Origin of the sequence: Arthrobacter sp. OV608 (genome assembly GCA_900110595.1) — a bacterium.
Lineage (GTDB): Bacteria > Actinomycetota > Actinomycetes > Actinomycetales > Micrococcaceae > Arthrobacter.
This window is the reverse complement of sequence record FOEZ01000003.1, coordinates 76,975-101,155: the sequence shown is the minus strand read 5'-3', so window position 1 is coordinate 101,155 and position 24,181 is coordinate 76,975. Positions and strand designations below refer to the sequence as shown.

Genomic DNA, 24,181 nt, shown 5'->3' with positions numbered 1-24,181 from the left:
AGTCGGAAATAAAATTGGATTCAGGCGGGCTGGTTGCCTTCGCCTGGAAACTCGATGGAAAGCTGACGTCTGATGTCGTCGGCTACTTCCAGGGTCTGGATGGAGGAAGCGAGCAGGCGCTGAGGGCTTTCTGTCTCTCCAGCCGCGATGGAGCGGGCCACAGCAGCCGCTTCATAATGCAGGCCTTCGAAATGGCCACCCGGCGGTTCCTCATACCGCAGCCGTTCCCCATGGGGGAACCGAAGCTCGAAGCCTCCCGGCATATTGAAGGGACCGTCCACGCTCAACGTCGCCTCGGAGCCGGCGATCACTGCGCAGGTGGGTGTGAAGTTGTGGAGATGGGTGTTCACCACGGCCTGGGCACCGCCCTCGAACTGCATCACCGCGGAAAGCTGGGCGTTGACACCGGAGGGGTGGGGCTGGCCCATTGCGTGCAGCCGTTGGGGCCTGCCCAGGACCTCAGTGACCAGGGCAAGCGGGTACGTGCCCAGGTCCAGTAATGGGCCACCAGCCAGGGCCGGATCGAAGATGCGGTGGGCGGGTTCAAAGTGTTCGCCGTATTCCGCAAGCACCGTGGTAATCGTGCCCAGGGTTCCGGCATCCAGGACCTGCCGGATCACATCGAACTTTGGCAGGAAGAAGCTCCACATGGCCTCGGCGGCGAAAACTCCCGCAGTTTCAGCGCGCCTGGCAATGTCGCGCGCCTGCTCCGCGTTGAGCGCGAGGGGCTTCTCGATCAGCACATGCTTGCCGGCGCCGATGGCCAGGACCGCCGCCGCGTGGTGGGCGGTGTGGGGCGTACACACGTAGACGATATCGATGCCCGGATCGGCCACCAGTTCCTCATAGCTGCCGAAGGCTGCGGGGATGCCGAAGGACTCGGCGAACGCCTTGGAACGATCGAATGAACGGGACCCGACGGCGGCGATCACCTGGCCGGTGTGGGCTTGGACGGATTCAGTGAAGCGCTGCGCGATCCAGCCGGGCCCCAGGATTCCCCAGCGCAGCACGGGGGCATCGCGTGAATCAGGGATGCTGGACATCGGCAGTGTCAGGCTGCTCACGAGTAGTTGACCTTGGTGAAGGCACCATCGCTGTGCATCGATTGGATCATCGCGTGTGCCACCAGCGAGGCGTGCAGACCGTCCATCGCAGCGGCGAGCGGTGGCTGGTCGCCATGGCGGAGTGCCGTGACCCAGGCCTGCAGCTGCAGCCTGTAGGCATCCGCAAAGCGGGGGCGCCAGTCCGCGGGCACGGCGGTGCGCCGGGTTCCGTCCTCTTCCATGCCTAAGAGGGCAGGGTCCCTTAGCCCGGTGACCCCGCGTTCGGAAACAACTTCGCAGCGGGTCGTGTAGCCGTACTGTGCGTTCAGGAACAGTTCCAGCGTGGCCAAGGTACCGTCGGCGGTGCGGAGCAGCATAAACGCGGGGTCCTGCAGTCCGCCTCCAGCGTGGCGCGTGGTCCTCCCTGCCTGCCAGGAGACTTCTGTAATGGGCGAGCCGAGCAACCACGGAATGATGTCCAGTTCGTGGATGGCAGAGTTGGTGACGGCGGATTCCGCGGTTGACCCCGGGCCTGCGGTGGCATTACGGCTGGTGCAATGGATCATCAGCGGCTCGCCCTGGATGCGGTCCTGGACTGCACCCCGGAGGGCGGCATAGCCAGGGTCAAAGCGCCGCATGAAGCCCAGCGACAGCAGCGATGCCCCGGTTGCCGCGACGATGTCGGCGTCGGCTGCCACCACCTCACGGCTTTCAAGCAGGGTAGGTGCCAGCGGCTTTTCGCACAGCACCGGCGTCATGGCTTCGAAGCACTCCAGCACCAGGCCGGCGTGGGTGGAGTCGTGCGAGGCAACAACGACGGCGTCAACCTCGCTGGAGTTGATCAGTTCGGAAGGGTCCGTGGTGGTGCGGGCCGATGGTGGCGCTGCCGCAGCGGCGCGGCCGCCGTCGAGGTCTGCCACGAAGGTGACTTCAGCCCCGCTGATAGTGGTGGAGAGGTTTTTGATATGGTCTGCGCCCATAACACCGGCGCCGATAACGCCAACCCGGATCGGCATGCTGTCTTCCCGTCTGCTGTTCGTTTGTTTCGCCGCGGCAGGCGGCCGGGCCGGCCCGTCTTTCGGGCGGGTCAGTCCCGGTCCTGCTGCACCGCCCTGCTACACGTGCCGCGGGCTGCTGTTCCCTGGCGTTTCTGCGCTGTAGGCAACATCGGCCACCTCGGCCTGAACCTCCTTGATCACATCGCTGTGTCCGCCGAGCTGCTCCAGTTCATGGGCCAGTTCTGCCAGCTCGGCACCGCCGGCCATCTGGGCCGTGAGCTCGTCCAGGGAAATGTCCTTTTTGTCGTAGTAGCCGATGGACTTGCCGCGCTTGAGCAGGAGGAACCGGTCCCCGACAGGGAACGCGTGGTGCGGGTTGTGGGTGATGAAGATGACCCCGAGTCCGCGGTCCCTGGCCTGCAGGATGTAACGCAACACCACACCTGACTGCTTGACGCCGAGGGCCGCCGTCGGCTCGTCCAGAATGAGGACCTTGGCGCCGAAGTACACGGCCCTTGCGATGGCGACGCATTGGCGTTCGCCGCCCGAGAGCTGGCCGATGGGCTGTTCCACGTCCCGAAGGTCGATCCCCATTTCGGCGAGTTCTTTTTTGGTGATGTCCTTCATCTTCTGGACATCCATGCTCTTGAAGGGACCAAAGCCGCTGGTGAGCTCAGAACCGAGGAAGAAGTTCCGCCAGATGGGCATCAACGGGACCACGGCCAGGTCCTGGTAAACGGTGGCGATTCCGGCGTCGAGTGCATCGCGGGGGGAATTGAATTTCCGTTCCTCGCCCATGATGTTCAGCGTGCCTTCGTCGTGCTGGTGGAGGCCGGCGATGATCTTGATCAGGGTGGACTTGCCTGCCCCGTTGTCCCCGAGGACGCAGGTGACGCGTCCGTTGTCCACTGCCATGGTGACATCCCGCAGCGCCACGATGTTTCCGTAGTGCTTGCCCACCCCTTCGAGGGAGAGCAGGTGCACAGGGGTGTGGGTCAGCGGGTCCTTTTCATTCTTGAGCAGGGTTTGTTGGTCGATCGCTTCGCTGTTCATTTCCGGCCCTTACTTCAGTTCCGCACGGCGCTTGACGATGAGGTTGACGATGGTGGCCAGCAGCAGCATGAGGCCAAGGAAGAACTTGAACCAGTCCGGGTTCCACTGTGCGTACACAATGCCCTTGTTGGCCATACCGAAAATGAAGGCACCAATTGCTCCGCCAACGGCCGATCCGTAGCCGCCCGTCAGGAGGCATCCTCCGATGACGGCGGCGATGATGTAGAGGAATTCATTGCCCACGCCTTCGCCGGACTGGACCGCGTCGAAAGCGAACAGGTTGTGCATGCCCAGCACCCAGCCGCAGAAGCCGACGGCCATAAAGAGTCCGATCTTGGTTGCCTTGACGGGAACGCCCACAGCGCGGGCCGCATTGGCGTCACCGCCCACGGCGAAGATCCAGTTGCCCACCTTGGTCCGCAGCAGGACCCACGAGGCCAGGGCCACCAGGGCGATCCAGATGAAGACGGTGTTGTTTACCGCCACACCGCCGATGGTGACGGAGGAGGAAAAGACTGCCTGGGCCGACTTGTACCCGTCCATGTTCGAAATTGACGGCGAAGAGACACCGCCGCCGATCATGCGGGTCAGGCCCAGGTTCAGGCCTGTCAGCATCAGGAAGGTCGCCAGCGTGACGATGAAGCTGGGCAATTTGGTCTTCATCAGGATCCAGCCGTTGATGAATCCGATGCCGAGCGATACGAGCAGGGCAAGCACCACGCCTACCCACACGTTCATGCTGAAGTACCAGCTGAACATGGAGGCAGTCAGTGCCGAACTGATGACGGCAACACCGGTGGAGAGATCGAACTCGCCGCCGATCATCAGCAGCGACACCCCTACGGCCATGATTCCGATGGTCGAGCTGCCGTACAGGACGGTGGCGAAGGAGGCCGGCTGGATAAACGTCTGGGATACGGACGCGAAGAAGATAAAGAGGACAATGGCGCCCACCAGGGCACCTACCTCGGGCCTGCCGAGAAGTTTCTGGAAGGGGTTCTGCCGGGCGATTCGTTCGTCCACCGGCTTGAGTTGTACCGCTACTTGAGTCATGTGGGTTTCTCCTGCTTGGTGCAGGTTCCGGGGCCGGGGCCCCGGAACCTGCAGCGGCGTCCTTAGCGGACGCCTTCCTGGGCGAACTTGAGGACATCGGGAGCGGCAGTCTTGTCGACGATCGAGGGGCCGGTCAGCACGGGCTGCCCGCCACCGACGTGGATGCCTGCGCGCTTGGCCTGCCAGAGGGCATCGATTGCACCATAGCCCTGCAGCCACGGCTGCTGGTCCACGGTGAAGGCCACCTTGCCGTCGATAATTGCCTGGGCCAGTTCACCATTCATGTCGAATGAGGCCACTTTGACCTTGTCCTGCAGGTTCAGGGACTGCACCGCTTTGTTGATGGTCAGGGTGAACGGTGCCCCCAGCCCGATGATGGCGTCGGCTTCGGGCGTAGCCTGCAGCTTGGCGGTGACGGTCGAGGAAACCTGCGTCATGTCTGTTCCCTGCACGAAGAGGTTCTCCGTGGCGGGAATCTTGGACTTGACGCCTGCACAGCGGGAGTCAAGGGCAACGTTTCCCTGCTCCATGATGACGCAGATGGGTCGTTTTACGCCCATGGACGTCAGCTTCTCGCCTACGGCCGCACCCGCAAGGTTCTCGTCTGAACCGAAGTGGGTGAACGCACCCAGGCCCTGCCAGACGTCGGCGCCGGAGTTGAGGCTCACCACGGGGATTCCCGCTTCCGTCGCCTTCTTCAGCACGTCCTTGAGGGCATCCGGCTTGGCGAGGGTCACCGCAATCCCGTCAACCTTCTGGTCAATGGCTTGCTGGATCAGCTGCGACTGGCGTCCGCCTTCCGGGTCGGAGGTGTAGAGCAGCTCCACATTGTCTTTTGCTGCTGCTTCCTCGGCACCCTTGCGCAGGATGTCCCAGAAGGTGTCGCCCGGAGCCGCGTGGGTGACAAGCGCAATCTTCATCCGCGCAGTGGTTGCAACCTGCCCCCCGCCGGAAGTACCGCCCTGCTCGGTCTTGCCGCCTGTGCTGGAGCAGGCGCTCAAGGCCATCATGGGGACAACGGCTGCTACGAGCGCCGCCTTCCGCCAGGAAAACTTCTTCACGATAAATCTCCTTTGATTTTCGGGCTGTTCCGCGCGTTTCGTTACGCACTGCCGAATGCCTTCTCCTAGATCATGGTGACCCCACTCACAAAAGTCAATACTTTGTCCTGTCATTAGCATGTTCTTACGTAAGCAAGTTTCAGTCCTGCGCCTCGCGGCCCGCAGATCGGGGGAACGAGGTGCTTCGGCTATGCCCCGGACACAGGAAATGCCCCGTTGAGACAATCTCAACGGGGCATTGGCCCTCAATTAGCGCTGACCGAAGTGGGGCCAACCGGCTGGTCCCACGGGCAGGCTATGCTTTCCCGGCTGCCGCGTTCTTAAAGTAGTGCTCCAGGTCTTCGAGGCTCTTGTCCTTGGTTTCCGGCACGTATTTCGCGGCAAACGCGATGGCGCCCACCCCCAGCACCGCAAACACGAAGAACGTATTGGAGATGCCGATGGCGGCCAGGAGCTGCGGGAAGCCGAACCCAATCAGGAAGTTGACGATCCAAAGCAGGAAGGCGGAGGCGCCCATGCCCAGGCCGCGGATCTTCAAGGGAAAGATCTCGGAGAGCATCAGCCAGGTGACCGGCGAAATGGCACCCTGCTGGAACGCCAGGAACGTGACGGTCAGCGACAGGATAACGAAACCGCGGACGGAACCTTCCGGCAGGATCAGCGAGAAGAGCCCAATCAGCAGCAGGGCCGACGTCGTGCCCACCTGTCCGGTGATCAGCATCCTGCGGCGCCCCACCTTGCCCAGCAGCCAGATGCCCACAAACGTGGCGAGCACCGAGATCACTCCGTTGGCAATGTTGGCGGTCAGGGCCGCCTCCCGGCCAAAGCCGGACTGGGACAGGATCTGGGTGCCGTAGTACATGATGGAGTTCACGCCGGTGATCTGTTGGATCACTGCCAGGCCCAGGCCCACCACGAAAATCCTTCGGAGCCACGGGATGCCCAGGTCCTTCCAGGAACCCATCTTCGACTTGTAGTCCTCCACGGCCATGGCCTTGACTTCTTCGAATTCCGCCCGGGCATCAGCCTGGGAACGGATGCGTTGCAGGACGCTGAGCGTTTCGCCGAAACTGCCCATCGAGGCGAGCCAGCGGGGGCTCTCGGGCATAAAGTTCATCCCGATCCACAGCGCGATGGCGGGGAGGGTGGCGATCACCAGCATCCAGCGCCAGATGCCGCCGGCTTCGCCAAAGGTGTTGCCAAGGTAGGCGTTGAAGATGAAGGCCAGCAGCTGCCCGGTGACGATCATCAGTTCGTTTTGCGTGACGATCCGTCCGCGCCGCGCGCTGGGCGAGACCTCGGCCAGGTACACGGGGACGGTCACGGACGCGCCGCCCACCGCCAGGCCCAGCACGAAGCGGGCCGCGATCATCACTTCGGTGCTTGGCGCGAAAGTACATGCCAGGGTGCCGACGAGGAAGATGACCGCCAGGACCATGATCATCTTCCGGCGCCCGTTCCGGTCCGCCAGGCGTCCCCCGAACAGGGCGCCGAAAGCGGCGCCGAACAGCAGGGAAGAAGTGACCAGGCCTTCGGTCAGCGGCGTGAGCCCCAGGTCTTCCTGCATGTACGGCAGCGCACCGTTGATCACGCCGGTGTCGTAACCGAAGAGCAACCCGCCGAAGGTGGAGACGATGGTTACAGTGCGCAGTGCCCGTTTGTGGTTCGCGGGCTGCCCCGTCTGGATGGAGGCCGGAGCAGGGCCACTCATAGGCTGACCTTCTGCACGTACTGCTTCATGGCGTCCAGCTGGTACCGCGAAACGTCCTCGGCATTTTCATCCTCGGCGAAGACGCTGGACACCATCACAGTGTTGTCCCGGTCCAGGAAGCCGATCTCCTTCAGGCCGCCGAAGAACTCGTCCCAGTTCACATCGCCGTCGCCGATTTTCAGGTGCTGGTGGACGCGGACGGGGTTGCCCGGCGGGTTGGTGATGTAGCGCAATCCGTGCGAGGCGTGGTGGTTCATGGTGTCCGCCACGTGGACCAGGCGCAGCTTGTCCCCCGCTGCCCGCATGATGTCCAACGGGGAGTTCTTCATGTGGAAGCTGTGCGATGCCACGTAGACCATTCCCACGTTCTTTGAGTTGAGCCCCCGGATCACTCGGATGGCGGCGAGGCCTTCCTCGACAAAGTCGTCAGGGTGGGGGTCTATGAGGAGGTCGATGCCCTCGCGTTCAATGATGGGCAGCAGTTCCTCCATGGAACGGTAGAAGGCGCGCTCGGACTCCTCCGCTTTTTCCGGGCGTCCGCTGAACTCAGTGTTCATGGTGCTGACGCCCAGGTCCACCGTGATCTGGATGGCACGCTTCCAGTAACGGACTGCGGCCTCGCGGGCGTCCTCGTCCGGCCCGGACCAGCGCAGGACCGGCAGGACGGATGCGATTTCGATCCCCGCATCCCGGCAGGCCTTGTTCAACTGGCCCACCAGGTCGTCGTCCGCTTTGGGGTGGTTGTAGAAGGGGATGAGGTCCGCGTGCGGGGTCATCTGCATGTACTTGTATCCGAGGTCCGCAACCACCTTGGGGAACTCGAGCAGGCTGTGCGAGTGGTGGAACGGTGTGGGGTCAAGTGCGATTTTCACGAAAAACACTCCATTGTGGATCAGTCAAGGGTGGGAGTTCTTGTCCATGTATGCAGGGCTAAAGGGCCTGGAAGTCTGCCTATCCGGACAAAAAGCTCCTAGGGGCTATCTGTAGAGGTCGGGCTTTGCCGAGAGCTTGACCGTCACCTTTTCGCCGTTCTTCTGGGCTTCGACGCCGGCTTCGCAGCAGGCTGCCGTGGCGTATCCGTCCCAGGCGGAGGGCCCGCCGATTTCGCCCTTCAGTGCCGCGTCCACCCAGGACTGGATCTCGACGTCGTAGGCGGCGCCGAAGCGCTCCTCGAAGCCGGGAGTGACGTTGCCGCCCCAACGGCCGGCGCTGCGGGTGTAGGGTCCCTTGTCGCCGCCGATGCTGATGATGCCCTCTTCGAAGGAGGCCTGGGTGGCCACCTCGTAGCCGAATTTGGCGTTGACGTAGATTTCCACGTCGGCCAGGACGCCGGACTCGGTCTCGAGCAGGACGTGCTGGGGGTCGTGCTGGCCGGAGGGCGCGTTCTTCGTGGCCTTGCCCAACCGGACCTGCACGGAAGTGATTTCCTCGCCGGTGAAGAAGCGGATGGCGTCGAACTCGTGGACCACGGAGTCGTTGATGAGCATCTCATTCGTGAAGCCCTCAGGCGTGCTCGGGTTGCGGTGCTGGTGGTGCAGCATCAGCAGTTCGCCCAGTTCGTGGTCACGGATGATCTTGCCCAGCGACGCGTATTCGGCGTCGAAGCGGCGCATGAACCCGACCTGGATGCGCTTGTGGCCCAGCTCAACCTCAGCCTGGACAATCTTCCAGGAGGATTCGGCATCGGGGGTCAGGGGCTTTTCGCAAAGGATCGGGATGTCTTTGGCGATCGCCTTGAGCAGGATGTCCTCGTGCAGGAAGCCGGGCGTGGCAATCAGGACCGCGTTGACGTCGCCGTTGTTCAGGGCCTCGTCAGCATCGGCCAGGGCCACGGCACCCGGGATGCCTTCGATGGCAGCTTGCGCACGGGCCAGGTCAACGTCTACGACGGCGGCAACTTCAGCTCCGTGAATGCGCTTGTGGAGGCGCTGGATGTGGTCGGCACCCATGCGGCCTGCGCCGATGACGGCGACGCGGAGGGTTTCAGTCATTGTTTTCGTCCTTTTGGTGTCTGTGGCGGGGTTAGCTGACGGCGGTGCGGGAACCGCAGGACAGCAAGTAGTTGCGCGTGCGCTTGGCGATGGGCATGGGCACGTCGAAGGCGATGGGATACATGTCCTGCTCCACAATGCCGAAGATGGGGCGGTTCAGTGCTTCCACGGCCTCGATAACCGCGCGAAGGTCCGGCAGCCCGTTCGGCGGTTCGGTCATCACGCCGGCCAGGTTGGCGGCAGCCCAGGTCATGTTTTCCTCGTTGACCTTTTTCAGAATCTCCGGGTTGATCTGCTTCAGGTGCAGGTATCCGATCCGGTCCGGGTAGTTCTTGATCAGTTCCAGGCTTGAGGCGCCGCAGTATTCAGCGTGGCCGGTGTCCAGGCACAGGTTCAGGTATTGCGGGTCCGTTGCGCCGAGCAGCGTTTCAATGTCCTCCTGCGCGCCCACGTGGGAGTCGGCGTGGGAGTGGAACTGCTGCTTCAGGCCGAAGTCCTCCAGCAGGGTTTTGCCCAGCCGGTTGTGTCCGGTGAACAGGTCGCTCCAGGCCTTGTCGCTGAGCGTGCCGCTTTCCACGGCTTCGCCGGTAACGTCGTCGCGCCACATGGCCGGAATGACCACGATGTGCTCGCCGCCCATCGCGGCCGTCAGTTCGGCAACCTTGCGGGCTGGCTCCCAGGCCGTTTCCCACTGGTCCAGGCCGCGGTGGAAGGCGGTGAACACGGTCCCGGCCGAGATCTGCAGATCGCGGGCCTTGAGCTCTTCAGCCAGGCGGGTGGGATCCGTGGGGAGGTAACCGTATGGGCCCAGTTCAATCCACTTGTAGCCGGACTCGGCCACTTCGTCCAGGAAGCGTTCCCAGGGGGTCTGCTTGGGGTCATCCGGGAACCAGACGCCCCAGGAGTCCGGGGCAGTGCCGATGATCAGCTTGTTCTCAGTCATTGTCACTCCTTGTGGGTTTCGACAGGCTCTACCAGCGGCGGTTGAGCCCGTTGAAACGGGTAACGGGCTAGTTGGAGGGGAAGTTGTACGACGCGCCGGAGGCGTGGTGGGTTTCGGGCCAGCGGGACGTGATGACCTTGCCGCGGGTGTAGAAGCTTACGCCTTCGGGACCGTAGATGTGCTTGTCGCCGAAGAGGGACGCCTTCCAGCCGCCGAAGGAGTGGTAGGCCACCGGGACGGGCAGGGGCACGTTGATGCCGATCATGCCCACAGTGACGGAGCGCTGGAACTTCCGGGCGGCCGCGCCGGAGGACGTGAAGATGGCGGTGCCGTTGCCATAGGGGTTGGCGTTGATGAGCTTAATGCCGTCTTCGAGGGTGTCGACGCGGACCACCACGAGGACCGGCCCGAAGATTTCCTCGGTGTAGGCGGTCATTTCGGTCTTGACGTGGTCGATGACGGTGGGGCCAACCCAGAAGCCGTCTTCGTGGCCAGGAACCACCAGGTCGCGGCCGTCCACTACCATCGCTGCCCCGGCGGCTTCGGCTTCGGTGACGATCCTGACGATGCGTTCCTTGGAGGCGGGGGTGATGACCGGGCCCATTTCGGCGTCGGGGGCGGTGCCGTTCTTGACCTTCACCGCGAGGGCTCGTTCTTCGACCTTCTTGACAATGAGGTCGGCGGCGTCCCCGACGGCGACAGCGACTGAGATGGCCATGCAGCGTTCGCCGGCGGAGCCGAAAGCGGCAGCGGCCAGGTGGTCGGCTGCGTTGTCCAGGTCCGCGTCGGGCATCACGATGGCGTGGTTCTTTGCCCCGCCCAGGGCCTGGACGCGCTTGCCGTGCCTGGTGGCAGTTTCGTGGACGTACTGGGCGATCGGAGTGGAACCGACGAAGGAGATGCCATCCACATCCGGGTGGGTCAGCAGGCCGTCGACGGTTTCCTTGTCGCCATGCAGGACCTGGAACACGCCGTCGGGCAGGCCGGCCTGCTTCCAGAGCCTGGCCAGCAGGAGTGAGGCGGACGGGTCGCGTTCGGAGGGCTTGAGGATGAAGGCGTTGCCGGTGGCGATGGCCATCGGAGCCATCCACAGCGGCACCATCACGGGGAAGTTGAACGGCGTGATACCGGCGACCACGCCGAGGGGTTCGCGGAAGTTGAACACGTCGATGCCGGTGGAGACCTGGTCGGAGTAGTCACCCTTGAGCAGGGTGGGGATGCCGCAGGCATATTCGATGACTTCCAGGCCGCGGCCGATCTCGCCCTTGGCGTCGGAGATGACCTTGCCGTGCTCGGCGGTGACCAGCTGCGCCAGCTCCTCGACGTGGGCGGCGACGAGTTCCCGGAACTTGAACAGGACCGCGGTGCGCTTCGCCAGGGAGATGTCCCCCCAGGAGTCGGCGGCCTTGCGGGCGGCCGCGACAGTGGCCTCCAGGTCGGCACGGTTTGCCAGGCGCAGGGTGGCGGACACAGCACCGGTGGCCGGGTTGTAGACCGGGGTGGTGCGGACACCCTCGCCTGCGGTTTCGGCGCCGTTGATGAAGTGGTTGATGACGGTGGTCTCAGTGGTCGTGGCAGTCATGAAGGACTCTTCCTTGAGTGGGTCAGGAGGGGGTGTCAGCCAAGCAGTTTGCGCTGGCGGTTCTTGTGGTCGGTGTACGTCTGGAAAGCCTGTCGGGTGGATTCCAGTTCGGAGACCTGGGAGACGGGGACGTCCCACCAGGACTCGGAGGACGGTGCGTCCAGGAGCGGATCGGACTCGACGTGGATCAGGATCGGCCCCGTTCCTTCCGGAGCAGCCTTCGCGTCGCGGACGGCCTGTTCGAGTTCGGCGATGACCTTCTCGCCCGGTTCGATCCGGATCACCTTTACACCCAGCGACTCGGCGTTCAGGGCAAGGTCAACGGGGAGGGTCTCGCCGTCGTCGAAGCTGTGCTGTTCCTCGTTCAGGGCCCGGTACTGGGTGCCGAAACGCTGCGAGCCGAGCATCTCGGAGAGCGAACCAATGGAGGCGTAGCCATGGTTCTGGATCAGGACCACAATCAGCTTGATGCGTTCGGCGACGGCGGTGACCAGTTCGGTGTGCATCATCAGGTAGGAGCCGTCCCCTACCATCACGACGACGTCCCGCACCTCCGCGACCGGCGTGCCTGCCGCCGTCGTACTTGCCGCTTCGGCGAGGGCTGCGCGCTTGACGCCCAGGCCCCCGGGGATTTCGTAACCCATGCAGGAGTAGGCATATTCGACGTGGTAGCCGAACGGATCCCGGACCCGCCACATCTTGTGCAGGTCACCGGGCAGGGACCCGGCCGCGCAGATCACCACGTCGCGGGCGTCCATGGCCCGGTTGGTGGCGCCGATGATCTCGTTCTGTGCCGGCAGGGGCGTGTAGCGGGTATCGAAAGCGGCATCCACGGTGGCGTCCCAGCGCTCCTTCTCGGAAGCGATTTTCTGCTCCAGGTCGGCACCCACACGGTAGCCGCCCAGCGCTGCGTTGAGCTTCACCAGTGCCTTGCGGGCGTCGGCCACGATCGGGAGCGTGGTGCCGTGTTTGTACGCATCGATCGCAGCCACGTTGATATTGATGAACTTCACGTCCGGGTTCTGGAACGCGGTCCGCGACGCGGTGGTGAAGTCCTCGTACCGGGTGCCGATGCCGATGATCAGGTCCGCCTCGGCTGCGATGGCGTTAGCCGCCGTCGTGCCGGTGGAGCCGATGGCTCCGAGGGAGAACTTGTGGTCCCAGGGCAGGACGCCGACGCCGGCCTGGGTGTTCCCCACCGGGATGCCGGTCAGTTCCACGAACTTCGCCAGTTCGTCGTTGGCGTAGGCGTACAGGACGCCGCCGCCGGCAATGATCAGCGGCCGCTTCGCGGCACGGATGGCAGCGGCGGCGCGGGCTATGTCGTCGTCGTCCGCGTCCGGGCGGCGGATCCGCCACTCCCGTTCGACCAGGAATTCCTCGGGAACGTCGAACGCCTCGGCCTGGACGTCCTGCGGCAGCGAGATGGTGACGGCACCGGTCTCGGCCGGGTCCGTCAGGACGCGCAGGCCGTGGTGGAATGCCGAGAACAGCTGCTCGGGCCGGTTGACCCGGTCGAAGAATTTGGACAGCGGCCGGAACGCGTCGTTGACGGTGATGTCATAGGCGTAGGGCTGTTCCAGTTGCTGGAGCACCGGGTCCGCAGCGCGGGTGGCGAACGTGTCGGAGGGCAGCAGCAGCACCGGAAGCCGGTTGGTGGTGGCAAGCGCGGCACCGGTCAGCAGGTTCGATGAGCCCGGGCCGATCGAGGTGCTGACCGCGTAGGTCTGCCGGCGGCGGGTGTGCCGGGCGTATCCCACGGCCTGGTGGACCTGGGCCTGCTCGTTCCGGCCCTGATAGTACGGCATGATGGCCGGATCCAGCTGCTGGTACTGCTTCAACGCCTGGCCAACGCCTGCAACGTTGCCGTGTCCAAAAATACCGAACGTGCCGGGAATGAGCCGCTCGCGGTAATCAACACCGTTGACCGAGTCCACGGTGTACTGCCCGGAAAGGTACTCGACGACGGCCTGTGCCACCGTCATTCTGCGCGTTCCTGTTGCTGTGCCCATTGCTAGTTCTCCGGGATTTCGGTGGTGTGGTGCAGGAGCGAGGCGGCGCTGGCGACGGCGCCTGCGACGTCCCCGTCGGCAGGGTAGAGCAGGGTGCGGCCCACGGTGAGGCCCTGGACGCCGGGCAGCGCCAGTGCGGACTGCCAGGTGGCGAAGATTTCGTCCTGGCTGCCGTCCGGGTCCCCGCCCAGCAGAACGGTGGGCATGGTGGTAGCAGCCATGACGCGTTCCATGTCGGCCACCACGGGAAGCTTCATCCAGGTGTAGGCACTGGTGGAGCCCAGGCCCTCGGCGATGGCGATGGACTTGATCACCGCGTTGGTAGACAGGTCGTTGCGGACCTTTCCGTTTTCGCGGACGGACAGGAATGGTTCCACCATCGCGATCAGCTTCCGCTCCGCCAGTGAATCAATGGCCTTCGCGGTCGCCTCCAGGGTGGCGACGGTGTCCGGATCGCCCAGGCAGATGCGGGTGAGCATTTTGCCGCCGTCCGCACGCAGGGCCTCAAGAGCTGCGGCGGTGTGGCCGGTAAAACGGTCGTCGAACTCGTTGACCAGCCCGGACAGGCCGCCGCGGTTCATCGAACCAAACACGAGTTTGCCGTCAAGTGCACCCAGCAGCAGAAGGTCGTCCATGATATCCGGGGACGCCAGGACTCCGTCGACGGCGGGGTTGGCGAGCGCGATCTGCAACCGGTCCAGCAACTGCCGCCGGTCGGCCATTGCCACCGGGTCGCTGCCGACGGCGAGGGCACCGCGGGCGGGGTGGTCGGCGGCGACGATGAAGTTTTGCCGGCCCGCCTTGAGGCCGGGGTGGCGGCGGCGGGACTTCGCGGCGCGGGCCACGGCTTCCGGGTCTTCGAGCCGGATGGTACTGAGGTGCTCGTAGCGGCGCGGATCGTCATTGAGCGCCTGATTGGCGGCGATCGGGGTGAGTGTCACAGTGCTGCTCCTTCGGCGGCGAACTGGGCATTTGCCTCGGAACCAGCAGCACCTGAGCCGTGAACCGGCCGGCCGCGTTCGGCCAGCAGCGAGGTGACCTCATCCGGCGTCGGCATCGCGTCGGCGCACGAGAGACGGGAGGCAACGATGGCACCCGCGGCGTTGGCGTAGTCCAGGACCTGGGCCAGCGGCCAACCGGAGAGCAGCCCATGGCAGAAGGCGCCGCCGAAGGAGTCACCGGCACCGAGGCCGTTGAGGGTCTCCACGGGGACAGGGGCGGAAACCACACGCTCGGAACGGGTCTTCGCCATCACGCCTTCAGGGCCGAGCTTGACGACGGCGATCTCCACACCGGCTGCCAGGAGCCGGTCTGCCTGCTCATCAGGAGTGCCTTCACCTACTGCCACGGCGCATTCCTTGTCATTGCCGATAGCAACGGTGACATGCGGCAGGATCCTGGCGACCTCGGCACGGGCCTCCCCTTCCGAAGCCCAGAACATGGGCCGGTAGTCGAGGTCCAGGATGGTGAACTGCCCCTCGGCCAGGCCGGTGCGGGGGCGGGCCTCGTGGGCGGCGATGTGGGCGCTGCGGCTGGGCTCCTGGCACAGCCCGGTCACGGTGGACCAGAAGATGCCGGATTCGCGGATGGCGTCCAAGTCCAGTTCCCCGGTCTTGATCTGCAGGTCAGGTGCAGTGGGGAAGCGGCCGTAGAAGTACAGCGGGAATTCGTCCGTCGCCGGCTTGATCGCGCAGAAGGTCACCGCTGTGGGCCAGTCCTTGACCGGTGTGACATAGGTGTCATCGACGTTGAACTTGCGCAGCTCACGGTGCAGGTATTCACCGAACGGGTCATCGCCGGTACGGGTAATGACGCCGGTGCGGCGCCCGTGGCGGGCGGCGGCAACGGCAACATTCGACGGCGAACCGCCCAGGTACTTGCCGAAGGAATTGACATCCTCCAGGCCAACCCCGATGTCGTTCGGGTAGATATCAACGCTGATGCGCCCGATCGTAAGAAGCTCGTGGGTCACGGTGATCGTGGACCTTTCTGGTGTGGAACTCGGATCCTTTGAAGCGACAGGATTTCCTGGACTGGCAGGCCGTGGTGTGGGCCACAGGCACTACTTTGCCCTAGATCGCATGTCCTGTCAAAGGTTTGTACTGACATACTTACAACATTGCTTTCCCCTCGCCGCCTTGCCACAGGAAGGGGTGCAGGAGCTACTTTTTGGGGACCGATAGCTCGCCGGTGACGTACTGCGCACGGCCGAATCCGAACGACCAGTCGCCGGCGCTGTTTTCTACGTAACCGATGAACACATCCTCACCAGCCACCCCCACCCCGGCGAGCTTGTCGGCAACAGCGGCAAAGAGGCGCTGCTTCGCCTCCTGTGAACGCCCACCCTGGGTAAAAATCTGGATCATCACTACTCCCCCGGTCCGTTCAAAGCCCAGCCCAGCGTCCTGGGCGAAAATTTGCCCCTGCGGGTGCTCGGTAAGGATGTGGAAGTAGTCGCGTTCCGGAATGCCGTACTCAGCAAGGATCGCATCGTGGATCCCGCGGCTAAGCCGCTGCAGGTCCTCGGCGGAACGGCCTTCATTGACATCAATACGGACGAGGGGCATCAACCTTCTCCTTCAATAATTTGTCCTGACATACTAACAAAGCTTGCGAGTTGAAGACAAGGCCTACGGGTCTTGAAGCGTCGACCTGCCAGGAGTACGGTTAAACAACCGAAAGATTGATAAACAAGAAGATTGACTAAGAGAGGCCCGTCATGATCTCCGAGAGCGCGGCACTGGACTCGGCCTTTATGGCCCTGGCCGACCCCGTGCGGCGGAGCATCATCGCCCGGCTCAGCCGGGGCCCGGCCACTGTTAATGAATTGGCTGAACCGTTCGCGATCTCCAAACAGGCGGTCTCGAAACATATCCAGGTACTCGAGCAGGCGGAACTGGTGACCCGGACCAGGGATGCGCAGCGCCGGCCCGTCCACCTGAACCCGGCACCGCTTGAGGCCCTCACCGCCTGGATCGACCAGTACAGGCTGGTCCGCGAAGGGCAGTTCCGCAGCCTCGACGCCGTACTTAGATCAAAAGCTGCGGCCAGCAGCGACAAACCCAAGGAGTCATCATGAGCAATTCCCTGAAACTCAGCGTTCCTGAGGGCGTCCCCTTCATCGATTACGAGCGCGAGTTTGATTTCCCGGTCGCGGACGTGTTCCGCGCCCACAAGGAACCGGACCTGATCGTCCAGTGGCTGGGCCCCCGGGGCTACAAAATGGACATCGACCACTACGATTTCCGCACCGGCGGCAGCTACAGCTACCTGCACACCGGGCCCGAGGGCGTGCCCTACGAGTTCAAGGGCATCTTCCACACCGTCCGCGAAAACGAGTTCGCCATCCAGACCTTTGAGTTCGGCGGGTACCCGGACGTGGTCAGCCTGGAATTCATGACGTTCGAGGACCTCGGCAACGGCCGGACCCGGCTGCGGGGCCACTCCGTCTACCCCAGCCAGGAGGCACGCGACGGCATGGCGCAGTCCGGAATGGAGGGCGGCATGAGCGAAGGCTACGAGCGGCTGGAAGAGCTGCTCAGTGGCGCCAAGGTCTAAACAAAAAAGTACGACGACGGCAGGTCGCCTTTCATGGAAAGGTGACCTGCCGTCGTCGTACTTCAACAACTAACTCGTTAAGCAGCAACGCGGGGTCACTTCCCGCCCATCCCACTGTGTGGAACGGGCGTTAAGTGATCCCGCGTTGTTCTAAACGGAACTTCTAGAGGGCTGCGTAGACTTCGCGCAGCAGCTTGGCGGTCTCGGACGGCGTCTTGCCAACCTTCACGCCTGCAGCCTCGAGGGCTTCCTTCTTGGCCTGTGCGGTACCGGCGGAACCGGAGACGATGGCGCCGGCGTGGCCCATGGTCTTGCCTTCGGGAGCGGTGAAGCCTGCCACGTAGCCGACAACCGGCTTGGTGACGTTGGCCTTGATGAAGTCGGCTGCGCGCTCTTCGGCGTCGCCTCCGATTTCGCCGATCATCACGATCGCCTTGGTCTCGGGGTCAGCCTCGAACGCGGCGAGGGCGTCGATGTGGGTGGTGCCGATGACGGGGTCGCCGCCGATGCCGATGGCGGTGGAGAAGCCCAGGTCGCGCAGTTCGTACATCATCTGGTAGGTCAGGGTGCCTGACTTGGAGACCAGGCCGATGGGGCCCTTGCCAGTGATGTTGGCCGGGGTGATGCCCACCAGGGCTTCGCCCGGGGTGATGATGCCGGGGCAGTTCGGGCCGATGATGCGGGTAACCTGGTTGCCGTCGGCGTCCAGCTTGGACTGGGCCAGGGCCCAGAATTCGGCGGAGTCCTGGACCGGCACGCCTTCGGTGATGACCACAACGAGGCCGATGCCGGCTTCGATGGCTTCCACAACAGCGTTCTTGGTGAATGCCGGGGGTACGAAGACGATGGATACGTCAGCGCCGGTTTCGGCGATGGCTTCCTTGACGGTGCCGTAGACGTTGATTTCGTTGTCGCCGTGCAGGACGGTGGTGCCGGCCTTGCGGGCGTTGACGCCGCCCACGATGTTAGTGCCGGCCTTCAGCATCAGGGCGGTGTGCTTGGTGCCTTCGCCGCCGGTGATGCCCTGGACGATGACCTTGGAGTCCTTGTTCAGATAGATAGACATGGTGCGTCCCTTTACTTCGCTGCGTTGGCGAGCTCGGCGGCCTTGTCGGCGCCCTCGTCCATGGTGGCGGCCAGGGTAACCAGCGGGTGGTTGGCCTCGTTCAGGATGCGGCGGCCTTCTTCGACGTTGTTGCCGTCGAGGCGGACCACCAGCGGCTTGTTGGCAGTGTGGCCGAGCTCGGCGAGCGCACCGACGATGCCCTTGGCAACCGCGTCACAGGCAGTGATGCCGCCGAAGACGTTCACGAACACGGACTTGACCTGCTCGTCGCCGAGGATGACGTCCAGGCCTGCAGCCATGACCTCGGCGGAGGCTCCGCCGCCGATGTCCAGGAAGTTTGCGGGCTTGACGTTGCCGTGGTTTTCGCCGGCGTAGGCAACGACGTCGAGGGTGGACATAACCAGGCCTGCACCGTTGCCGATGATGCCTACTTCGCCGTCCAGCTTGACGTAGTTGAGGTCCTGCGCCTTTGCCTTGGCCTCAAGGGGGTCAGCTGCGTCCTTGTCCTCAAGGAGGGCGTGCTTGGCGTGGCGGAAGTCGGCGTTCTCGTCGAGGGAGACCTTGCCGTCCAGTGCCACGATCTCGCCGGCGCCGGTCTTGACGAGGGGGTTGACCTCCACGAGGGTGGCGTCTTCCTTCTTGAAGACGTCCCAGAGCTTGAGGATCACGTCGGCTACTTTGCCGCGGAGTTCCTCAGCGAAGCCTGCGGCGGCGACGATTTCGTCTGCCTTGGCCTGGTCGATGCCCACGGCGGGGTCGATGGCGATCTTGGCCAGCGCTTCGGGGCGTTCGACGGCGAGCTGTTCGATTTCCATGCCGCCTTCAACCGAGCACATGGCCAGGTAGTTGCGGTTGGCCCGGTCCAGCAGGACGGAGAAGTAGTATTCCTCGGCGATGTCAGCACCCTGGGCGATCATCACCTTGTTGACGGTGTGGCCCTTGATGTCCATGCCCAGGATGTTGGTGGCGTGCTCAAGTGCCTCGTCAGCGGACTTTGCGACCTTGACGCCGCCGGCCTTGCCGCGGCCGCCAACCTTGACCTGGGCTTTGACGACAGTTACGCCGCCGATCTTCTCGGCAGCTGCCTTTGCTTCTTCTGGGGTGTGCGCCACGATGCCGGCAAGCACGGGTACACCGTGCGCCTCGAACATATCGCGCGCCTGGTATTCAAACAGGTCCACGGTTTAGTGTCCTTCTACGTCGAAGTAGTTTCTGTACAGTCGGACACCATCGAAGACGATGACCGGGCTGCGGAATTGCACGCACCGGCGGCCTGTTGGAAACGAGCCACGCGGCGTGATGCTCCACTGGGAACTCTAGTCCTTTGGAGGGACCGGCCCGTCCCAGAGTACCGCTTATGTGAGTAAGGACACTATTCTATGGGGCGTAGAAAAACCGCGGAATTACGGGGTTTTTGAGGGCTCCTGAGGGACCGTGGAGGCAGTCTCGTCCGGCTTGTAAATCAGTTCGTAATGGTCCGGGGAAACAAAGAATCCGACGCCGGCGGAGACGTTTCCGCACGCCACCCCGCCGTTGTAAGCCGAACAGCGCAGCCCGTTCCCTTCGAGGTTCTGCCCCTCCCCCAGCACCTGCAGTTCGCTTATGTCGCCGGTCTTGCTTCCCCCGGGTCCGTACGATGCCTCCATTTGTGTGACGCCGGAACGGCATTCGCCGTACCGCGCGCTGTCCGGCGTGAGCAGGGCAACGCCGCCCAGATAGCCCAGGTTGGTTCCCGCACAGTCGTCCTTGGCGTCCTCGGCCTTTGGCTTGGGGTACCTGGCAAGTTCGCAGTGTGCCACGGGCACCGTCGCCAGTTTGTTGTTGGCCGAATCACTGAAGTTGTTTTGCTCGTAGGGCAGATTCACATGCTCTCCCCTGGCGGCGGTCAGGGAACAGGCAACAGTACGGTCTGCAGTGATGAAGGAGACAACCCCTTCACCGTTGGAGAAGCCTTTGGCATCCACCAAAGGGGTCTGTTCCAGCTGTTCCAAAGGCGGCAGCGGGGGCGGAGGGACGTAGCCGGGATCCTGCGTGGTGATGGTGCAGGCCGTGGCCGCCGCCAGGATGAGGGCGGCGAAGATCCCCAGAACAGTCCGTCGCATGCGCCCCATTATGCTTTACGCCGGTGCTTTACCTGTTGCTGAAGACGGCTTCCACCACTTCGGCGGCAGCCCTGGCAGGATTGTCGGAGCCAAAATCGCGGCGCATCTGCTGGGCCCGTTCCTTCCATGCCGGATCGGCCAAAATGCTGTTTACGGCCTTGCCGATGCTCTCCGCCGAGGGGTTGTCCGTCCGCAGGTTGATGCCCGCCCCGGCGTACTCCACCCTGGCGTTGACATCGTTCTTTCCCTCGTTGATCCCGGACACCACCAGGGGGACTCCCTTGGAAAGCGCGAGCTGCACGCCGCCAAATCCGCCGTTGGTGACAAAGACGTCCGTATGGTCGAAGACGGCGGCAAAGTCGATGTAGTCGTGGATCTGGATGTTCGCTTGCGGATAGCGTTCACGGAGTTCCGCCGTTCCGCGGCCTGCGGTCGCCACCATCACTATGGTGTCCGTGTCCTTCAGTGCCTCTATTGCGGGAATGATGAGTTTGTTCGGGTCCAGGTTGTCCACCGTGCCCTGGGTGACCACTACTGTCCTGGCAAAACCTGTTCCGGCGGAACCTTGCGGATCCATGTGCGGCTCCAGTCGCAGTCCGGACGTATCCGTTAGCCGGTAGGGCAGGAGCGCCCCGACGTAGTGGACTTTGGGGTTGTCCCTTCTTCGCGGGAAATCGAGGGACCTGGAGCCCGTTTGGATGACGGCGTCCGAGCAGCGGTAGGGCTCGTCGGTGAGCCGGCCTCTCTTGGGCACCTCCTGGCCATAGAACGCATGCTGCCGCCGGTAGCTTTGGCTGGCGGGGCGAAGTATGACCTTGTCGGAAAGAAGCCCGGCCGCGGCCTGCAGGACCTTTTCCCGGGCGTTGCGCGCGGGGAGGAAACCGAAAAAGAGCGGGGGCACCAGTGGATCGCTTTCCATATTGGGAATCGCAACAAAGGCCACCACCCGCTTTCCCATCAGGTGCACGACGAGCCGGTGGATGAACATGGAACTGTCTGCCACCAGGACATCAAAAGAGAAGGCCCGGTCCAGTTCCCGGATGTCCTCGAAGAAGCTGCTGATGTTGCTGGCGAAGATTTTCTCCCCGTCAAAGCCGATGGCGCGGGGACCTTTCAGCTTGGCGCGTTCAGGGTAGAGCTCGCTGAGGTTGTCTGCGCGGTGCTCGATGGCGCGCTTGAAAGGGAGCAGCGGAATCCCAAGTTCGCGGAGCTTGCCGGCGAGGACCGGGCCTGTGTACCACCGGACATCATGGCCGCGTTCTTGAAGCTCGTTTGCCACCCCGGTCATGGGGTTGAAATGACCGTCGATTGCCTGGCTGGCGAACAGAATGTTCATGGCCCGCTCCGTCATGTTGGTACGGCTCTGGGGAAACGTTCCTGAACTGTAGACCCGCGCGGGGAGTCGGACAAGGGCCGGGCGTTGTGTCCGGCTCCGCCGCTCTTAGGCGTCCAGCTTGGTCAGCGGCGCGTAGCGCAGCAGCAACCGTTTCTCGCCGACGTCGAACTTCACCTTTGCCACGGTCTTGTCCCCGGCGCCTTCGAGGGCAAGCACCGTTCCGTTGCCGAAACTCGTGTGGTTGACCTTGTCCCCCACACTGACCGCCACGATCTCTTTTTGCGGCTGCACGCGGTTGCGGGCGATCACAGCGGGGACATCGGCGTTGAAGCCGGCCGAGGGGTCGGCGGCAGCACCGCGGGAGGTCCCGGCGCCCCAGAAGGATCCGCTGTAGCGGCCCGAACTGATGGATCCGCCGCCCCAGTTGGACTGCCTGCTGGTTCCTTCACGCTTCCATTCCAGGAGATCAGCCGGGATCTCCTCCAGGAACTGGCTGGCAGGGTTGTACTGGCTCTGCCCCCACATGTTGCGGACCTCGGAACGGGTCACGTAGAGCCGCTTCCGGGCGCGGGTGAGCCCTACGTAGGCGAGGCGGCGTTCTTCCGCCAGTTCCTTCGGATCGGTTGCTGAACGCTGGTGCGGGAACAGGCCATGTTCCATGCCGGTCAGGAACACCACCGGGAATTCGAGCCCCTTGGCGGTGTGCAGGGTCATGAGGGTGACCACACCCAGCCGTTTTGCCTCCGCGACGGCGGCATCAATGTCCGCGCCCGGGGCGTCGGGGATCTGGTCGGCATCCGCCACCAGGGACACCTGCTCCAGGAACGCTTCCAGTGACCCTTCCGGGTTCTCCTGTTCGTATTCACGGACGACGGCGACGAGTTCGGCGAGGTTTTCCACGCGGGATTCGTCCTGCGGATCCGTGCTGGAGCGCAGCGCGGCCAGATAGCCGGTCTGCTCCAGGACCGCTTCCAGTGCTGCCGCCGCGCCCGATCCGGCGGCCACTTCTGCCAGGTCATCCAGCAACTTCACGAACCCGAGCACGGCATTCACGGACCGGGTTGCCATACCCGGAGCCTGCTCGGCCCGGCGTGCGGCGGCCATAAACGAGGTCCGTTCGCGCTGGGCAAGCGCGGCCACGGCGCCCTCGGCGCGGTCACCGATGCCGCGCTTTGGTTCGTTGAGCACCCGCCGCAGGTTGACGTCGTCGTCCGGATTAACCAGCACACGCAGGTAGGCGAGGGCGTCCTTGATTTCCTTGCGCTCGTAAAAGCGCGTGCCGCCCACCACCTTGTAGGGCAGGCCGACCCGGACCAGCACGTCTTCAATGGAGCGCGACTGGGCATTGGTCCGGTAGAAGATGGCGACGTCGCCGGGACGGAGGTTCTCCTCGTCCTGGAGCCGGTCAATTTCCTTGGCGATGAACTGGGCTTCGTCGTGCTCGTTTTCGCCCACGTAGCCGATGATCTTGTGACCTTCGCCCTCGGCGGTCCACAGACGCTTTTCCGGACGGTTCGGGTTCCGCGAGATCACCGAATTGGCCGCGCTGAGGATGTTCTGGGTGGAGCGGTAGTTCTGCTCCAGCTTGATGGTCCGCGCCTCGGGGTAGTCCTTCTCGAACTCCACGATGTTGCGGATGTCGGCACCGCGGAAGGCGTAGATGGACTGGTCCGAATCTCCCACTACGGTCAGCTCGGAAGCCCCTGGGCCCTCCCCCACAATTTCGCGGACCAGGGCGTACTGGGCGTGGTTGGTGTCCTGGTATTCGTCCACCAGCACGTGCCGGAACCGCCGGCGGTACGACTCGGCGAGGGCCGGGAAGGCACGGAACATGTACACGGTTTCGGCGATGAGATCGTCGAAGTCCATCGCATTCGCCTGCCGCAGCCGCTGCGTGTAGCCCTTGAAGACATCAGCGACAGCCTGCTCGAAAGGATCACTGTAGTTCGCGGCGGAGGCGTAGGAATCGGCATCGATGAGCTCGTTCTTCAGGGCCGAGATCTTGTGCTGAATGGCTTTGGGCGCGAACTTCTTGGGGTCCAGGTCAAGTGTTTTGGACACCTGGGTGACCAGGCGCAGGGAGTCGGCGGAGTCGTAGATGGAGAAGTTCGATTTCAGCCCCACGTTGGCTGCCTCCTGCCGGAGGATGCGGACGCAGGATGAGTGGAAGGTGGAGATCCACATGATCTTGGCGCGTCCGCCCACCAGTTTTTCGATGCGTTCCCGCATTTCCGCGGCGGCCTTGTTCGTGAAGGTGATCGCCAGGATTTCCCCATGGTGGGCCCGTCCTGTGGCGATCAGGTAGGCAATCCTGTTGCTGAGCACGCGGGTCTTTCCCGAACCGGCACCGGCCACGATGAGCAGGGCGCCGCCTGCATGTTTGACGGCTTCCTCCTGCTCGGGATTGAGCCCCTCCAGCAGCTTGGCCGGGTCCATGCCGTGGCTTCGGTGGGCCTTCGCTTCCGGGACGCCAGCGCGGACGCTTCCGCCCGTCCCCGGAGCCGCAGCTGCGCCCTCGGAAGGCGATTTGGTGCGGGCAGCGGCGGTGGGAGCGGCTTTGAAGGGTCCGTCAGAGTACGGGTCAAACAACATATCCATGGTGCCTACAAGTCTAGGCGGTGGGGCAGACACCCAGCTCCAGCCTGTGGATGACGGGACGTTATCCACATAGG

General features: G+C 63.7%; 21 protein-coding genes. 2 read left to right on the top strand and 19 right to left on the bottom strand.

From position 1 onward, the window contains the following. Nucleotides 1-20: 20 nt before the first annotated feature. From BMX78_RS05285 to BMX78_RS05220, 14 genes are all read right to left on the bottom strand, one after another. On the bottom strand, nt 21-1,043 hold the full coding sequence (locus BMX78_RS05285; RefSeq protein WP_170850713.1) for a Gfo/Idh/MocA family protein: 1,023 nt from the start codon (nt 1,041-1,043) through the stop codon (nt 21-23). 17 nt (nt 1,044-1,060) lie between these two features. After that, nucleotides 1,061-2,059: a Gfo/Idh/MocA family oxidoreductase gene (locus tag BMX78_RS05280; protein WP_091417311.1), complete on the bottom strand. Its 999-nt coding sequence runs from the start codon at nt 2,057-2,059 to the stop codon at nt 1,061-1,063. Between the two features lie 99 nt (nt 2,060-2,158). Next, nucleotides 2,159-3,094, bottom strand: a complete 936-nt coding sequence (locus BMX78_RS05275) for an ATP-binding cassette domain-containing protein (protein ID WP_091417309.1) — start codon at nt 3,092-3,094, stop codon at nt 2,159-2,161. A 9-nt stretch (nt 3,095-3,103) separates the two neighbouring features. Continuing rightward, nucleotides 3,104-4,147, bottom strand: coding sequence for an ABC transporter permease (locus tag BMX78_RS05270; protein WP_091417307.1), 1,044 nt, complete (start codon nt 4,145-4,147; stop codon nt 3,104-3,106). A gap of 62 nt (nt 4,148-4,209) precedes the next feature. Next, nucleotides 4,210-5,208, bottom strand: coding sequence for a substrate-binding domain-containing protein (locus BMX78_RS05265; RefSeq protein ID WP_170850696.1), 999 nt, complete (start codon nt 5,206-5,208; stop codon nt 4,210-4,212). 295 nt (nt 5,209-5,503) lie between these two features. Then, the gene (locus tag BMX78_RS05260; protein WP_091417302.1) at nt 5,504-6,919 is read right to left on the bottom strand and encodes a sugar porter family MFS transporter; all 1,416 of its coding nucleotides are present in this window, start codon (nt 6,917-6,919) and stop codon (nt 5,504-5,506) included. Further along, nucleotides 6,916-7,791 (bottom strand): sugar phosphate isomerase/epimerase family protein, encoded by an 876-nt coding sequence (locus tag BMX78_RS05255; protein WP_091417300.1) that lies wholly within the window; start codon nt 7,789-7,791, stop codon nt 6,916-6,918. Before BMX78_RS05255 ends, BMX78_RS05260 begins: the two co-directional genes overlap by 4 nt. Before the next feature lie 105 nt (nt 7,792-7,896). Continuing rightward, nucleotides 7,897-8,910 (bottom strand): Gfo/Idh/MocA family protein, encoded by a 1,014-nt coding sequence (locus BMX78_RS05250; protein ID WP_091417298.1) that lies wholly within the window; start codon nt 8,908-8,910, stop codon nt 7,897-7,899. A 31-nt stretch (nt 8,911-8,941) separates the two neighbouring features. Next, nucleotides 8,942-9,853 (bottom strand): sugar phosphate isomerase/epimerase family protein, encoded by a 912-nt coding sequence (locus tag BMX78_RS05245; RefSeq protein WP_091417295.1) that lies wholly within the window; start codon nt 9,851-9,853, stop codon nt 8,942-8,944. A gap of 67 nt (nt 9,854-9,920) precedes the next feature. Continuing rightward, on the bottom strand, nt 9,921-11,435 hold the full coding sequence (locus BMX78_RS05240) for a CoA-acylating methylmalonate-semialdehyde dehydrogenase (protein ID WP_091417292.1): 1,515 nt from the start codon (nt 11,433-11,435) through the stop codon (nt 9,921-9,923). A gap of 35 nt (nt 11,436-11,470) precedes the next feature. Beyond that, nucleotides 11,471-13,420, bottom strand: a complete 1,950-nt coding sequence (gene iolD, locus BMX78_RS05235; protein WP_091417291.1) for a 3D-(3,5/4)-trihydroxycyclohexane-1,2-dione acylhydrolase (decyclizing) — start codon at nt 13,418-13,420, stop codon at nt 11,471-11,473. A 29-nt stretch (nt 13,421-13,449) separates the two neighbouring features. After that, entirely contained in the window at nt 13,450-14,388 is a 939-nt protein-coding gene (locus BMX78_RS05230) for a Cgl0159 family (beta/alpha)8-fold protein (RefSeq protein ID WP_091417288.1), read from the bottom strand. After that, nucleotides 14,385-15,419, bottom strand: a complete 1,035-nt coding sequence (iolC, locus tag BMX78_RS05225) for a 5-dehydro-2-deoxygluconokinase (protein WP_091417286.1) — start codon at nt 15,417-15,419, stop codon at nt 14,385-14,387. Before iolC ends, BMX78_RS05230 begins: the two co-directional genes overlap by 4 nt. 190 nt (nt 15,420-15,609) lie before the next feature. After that, a complete protein-coding gene (locus BMX78_RS05220) occupies nt 15,610-16,014 on the bottom strand; it encodes a tautomerase family protein (protein ID WP_091417283.1) in 405 nt (134 codons plus the stop codon). A 152-nt stretch (nt 16,015-16,166) separates the two neighbouring features. Between BMX78_RS05220 and BMX78_RS05215 the strand changes: the two genes are divergently transcribed. Both BMX78_RS05215 and BMX78_RS05210 read left to right on the top strand, forming a co-directional pair. Beyond that, nucleotides 16,167-16,526, top strand: a complete 360-nt coding sequence (locus BMX78_RS05215) for an ArsR/SmtB family transcription factor (protein WP_091417280.1) — start codon at nt 16,167-16,169, stop codon at nt 16,524-16,526. Next, nucleotides 16,523-17,005, top strand: coding sequence for an SRPBCC family protein (locus BMX78_RS05210; RefSeq protein WP_091417278.1), 483 nt, complete (start codon nt 16,523-16,525; stop codon nt 17,003-17,005). The genes BMX78_RS05215 and BMX78_RS05210 overlap by 4 nt, the downstream gene beginning before the upstream one ends. A gap of 163 nt (nt 17,006-17,168) precedes the next feature. Here BMX78_RS05210 and sucD read toward each other — a convergent pair whose 3' ends face one another. The 5 genes from sucD to pcrA all read right to left on the bottom strand — a co-directional run bounded on the left by sucD (nt 17,169) and on the right by pcrA (nt 24,107). Beyond that, a complete protein-coding gene (gene sucD, locus BMX78_RS05205; RefSeq protein ID WP_091417276.1) occupies nt 17,169-18,071 on the bottom strand; it encodes a succinate--CoA ligase subunit alpha in 903 nt (300 codons plus the stop codon). Between the two features lie 11 nt (nt 18,072-18,082). Next, entirely contained in the window at nt 18,083-19,252 is a 1,170-nt protein-coding gene (gene sucC / locus BMX78_RS05200) for an ADP-forming succinate--CoA ligase subunit beta (protein ID WP_050056227.1), read from the bottom strand. Between the two features lie 222 nt (nt 19,253-19,474). Next, nucleotides 19,475-20,182, bottom strand: coding sequence for a hypothetical protein (locus tag BMX78_RS05195; RefSeq protein ID WP_091417274.1), 708 nt, complete (start codon nt 20,180-20,182; stop codon nt 19,475-19,477). A 19-nt stretch (nt 20,183-20,201) separates the two neighbouring features. Further along, nucleotides 20,202-21,509 carry a glycosyltransferase gene (locus BMX78_RS05190; protein WP_170850694.1) on the bottom strand — a complete coding sequence of 436 codons (1,308 nt, stop codon included), beginning with the start codon at nt 21,507-21,509 and terminating at the stop codon, nt 20,202-20,204. Nucleotides 21,510-21,614: 105 nt separating this feature from the next. Beyond that, nucleotides 21,615-24,107, bottom strand: coding sequence for a DNA helicase PcrA (pcrA, locus tag BMX78_RS05185; RefSeq protein WP_091417269.1), 2,493 nt, complete (start codon nt 24,105-24,107; stop codon nt 21,615-21,617). Nucleotides 24,108-24,181 lie beyond the last annotated feature (74 nt).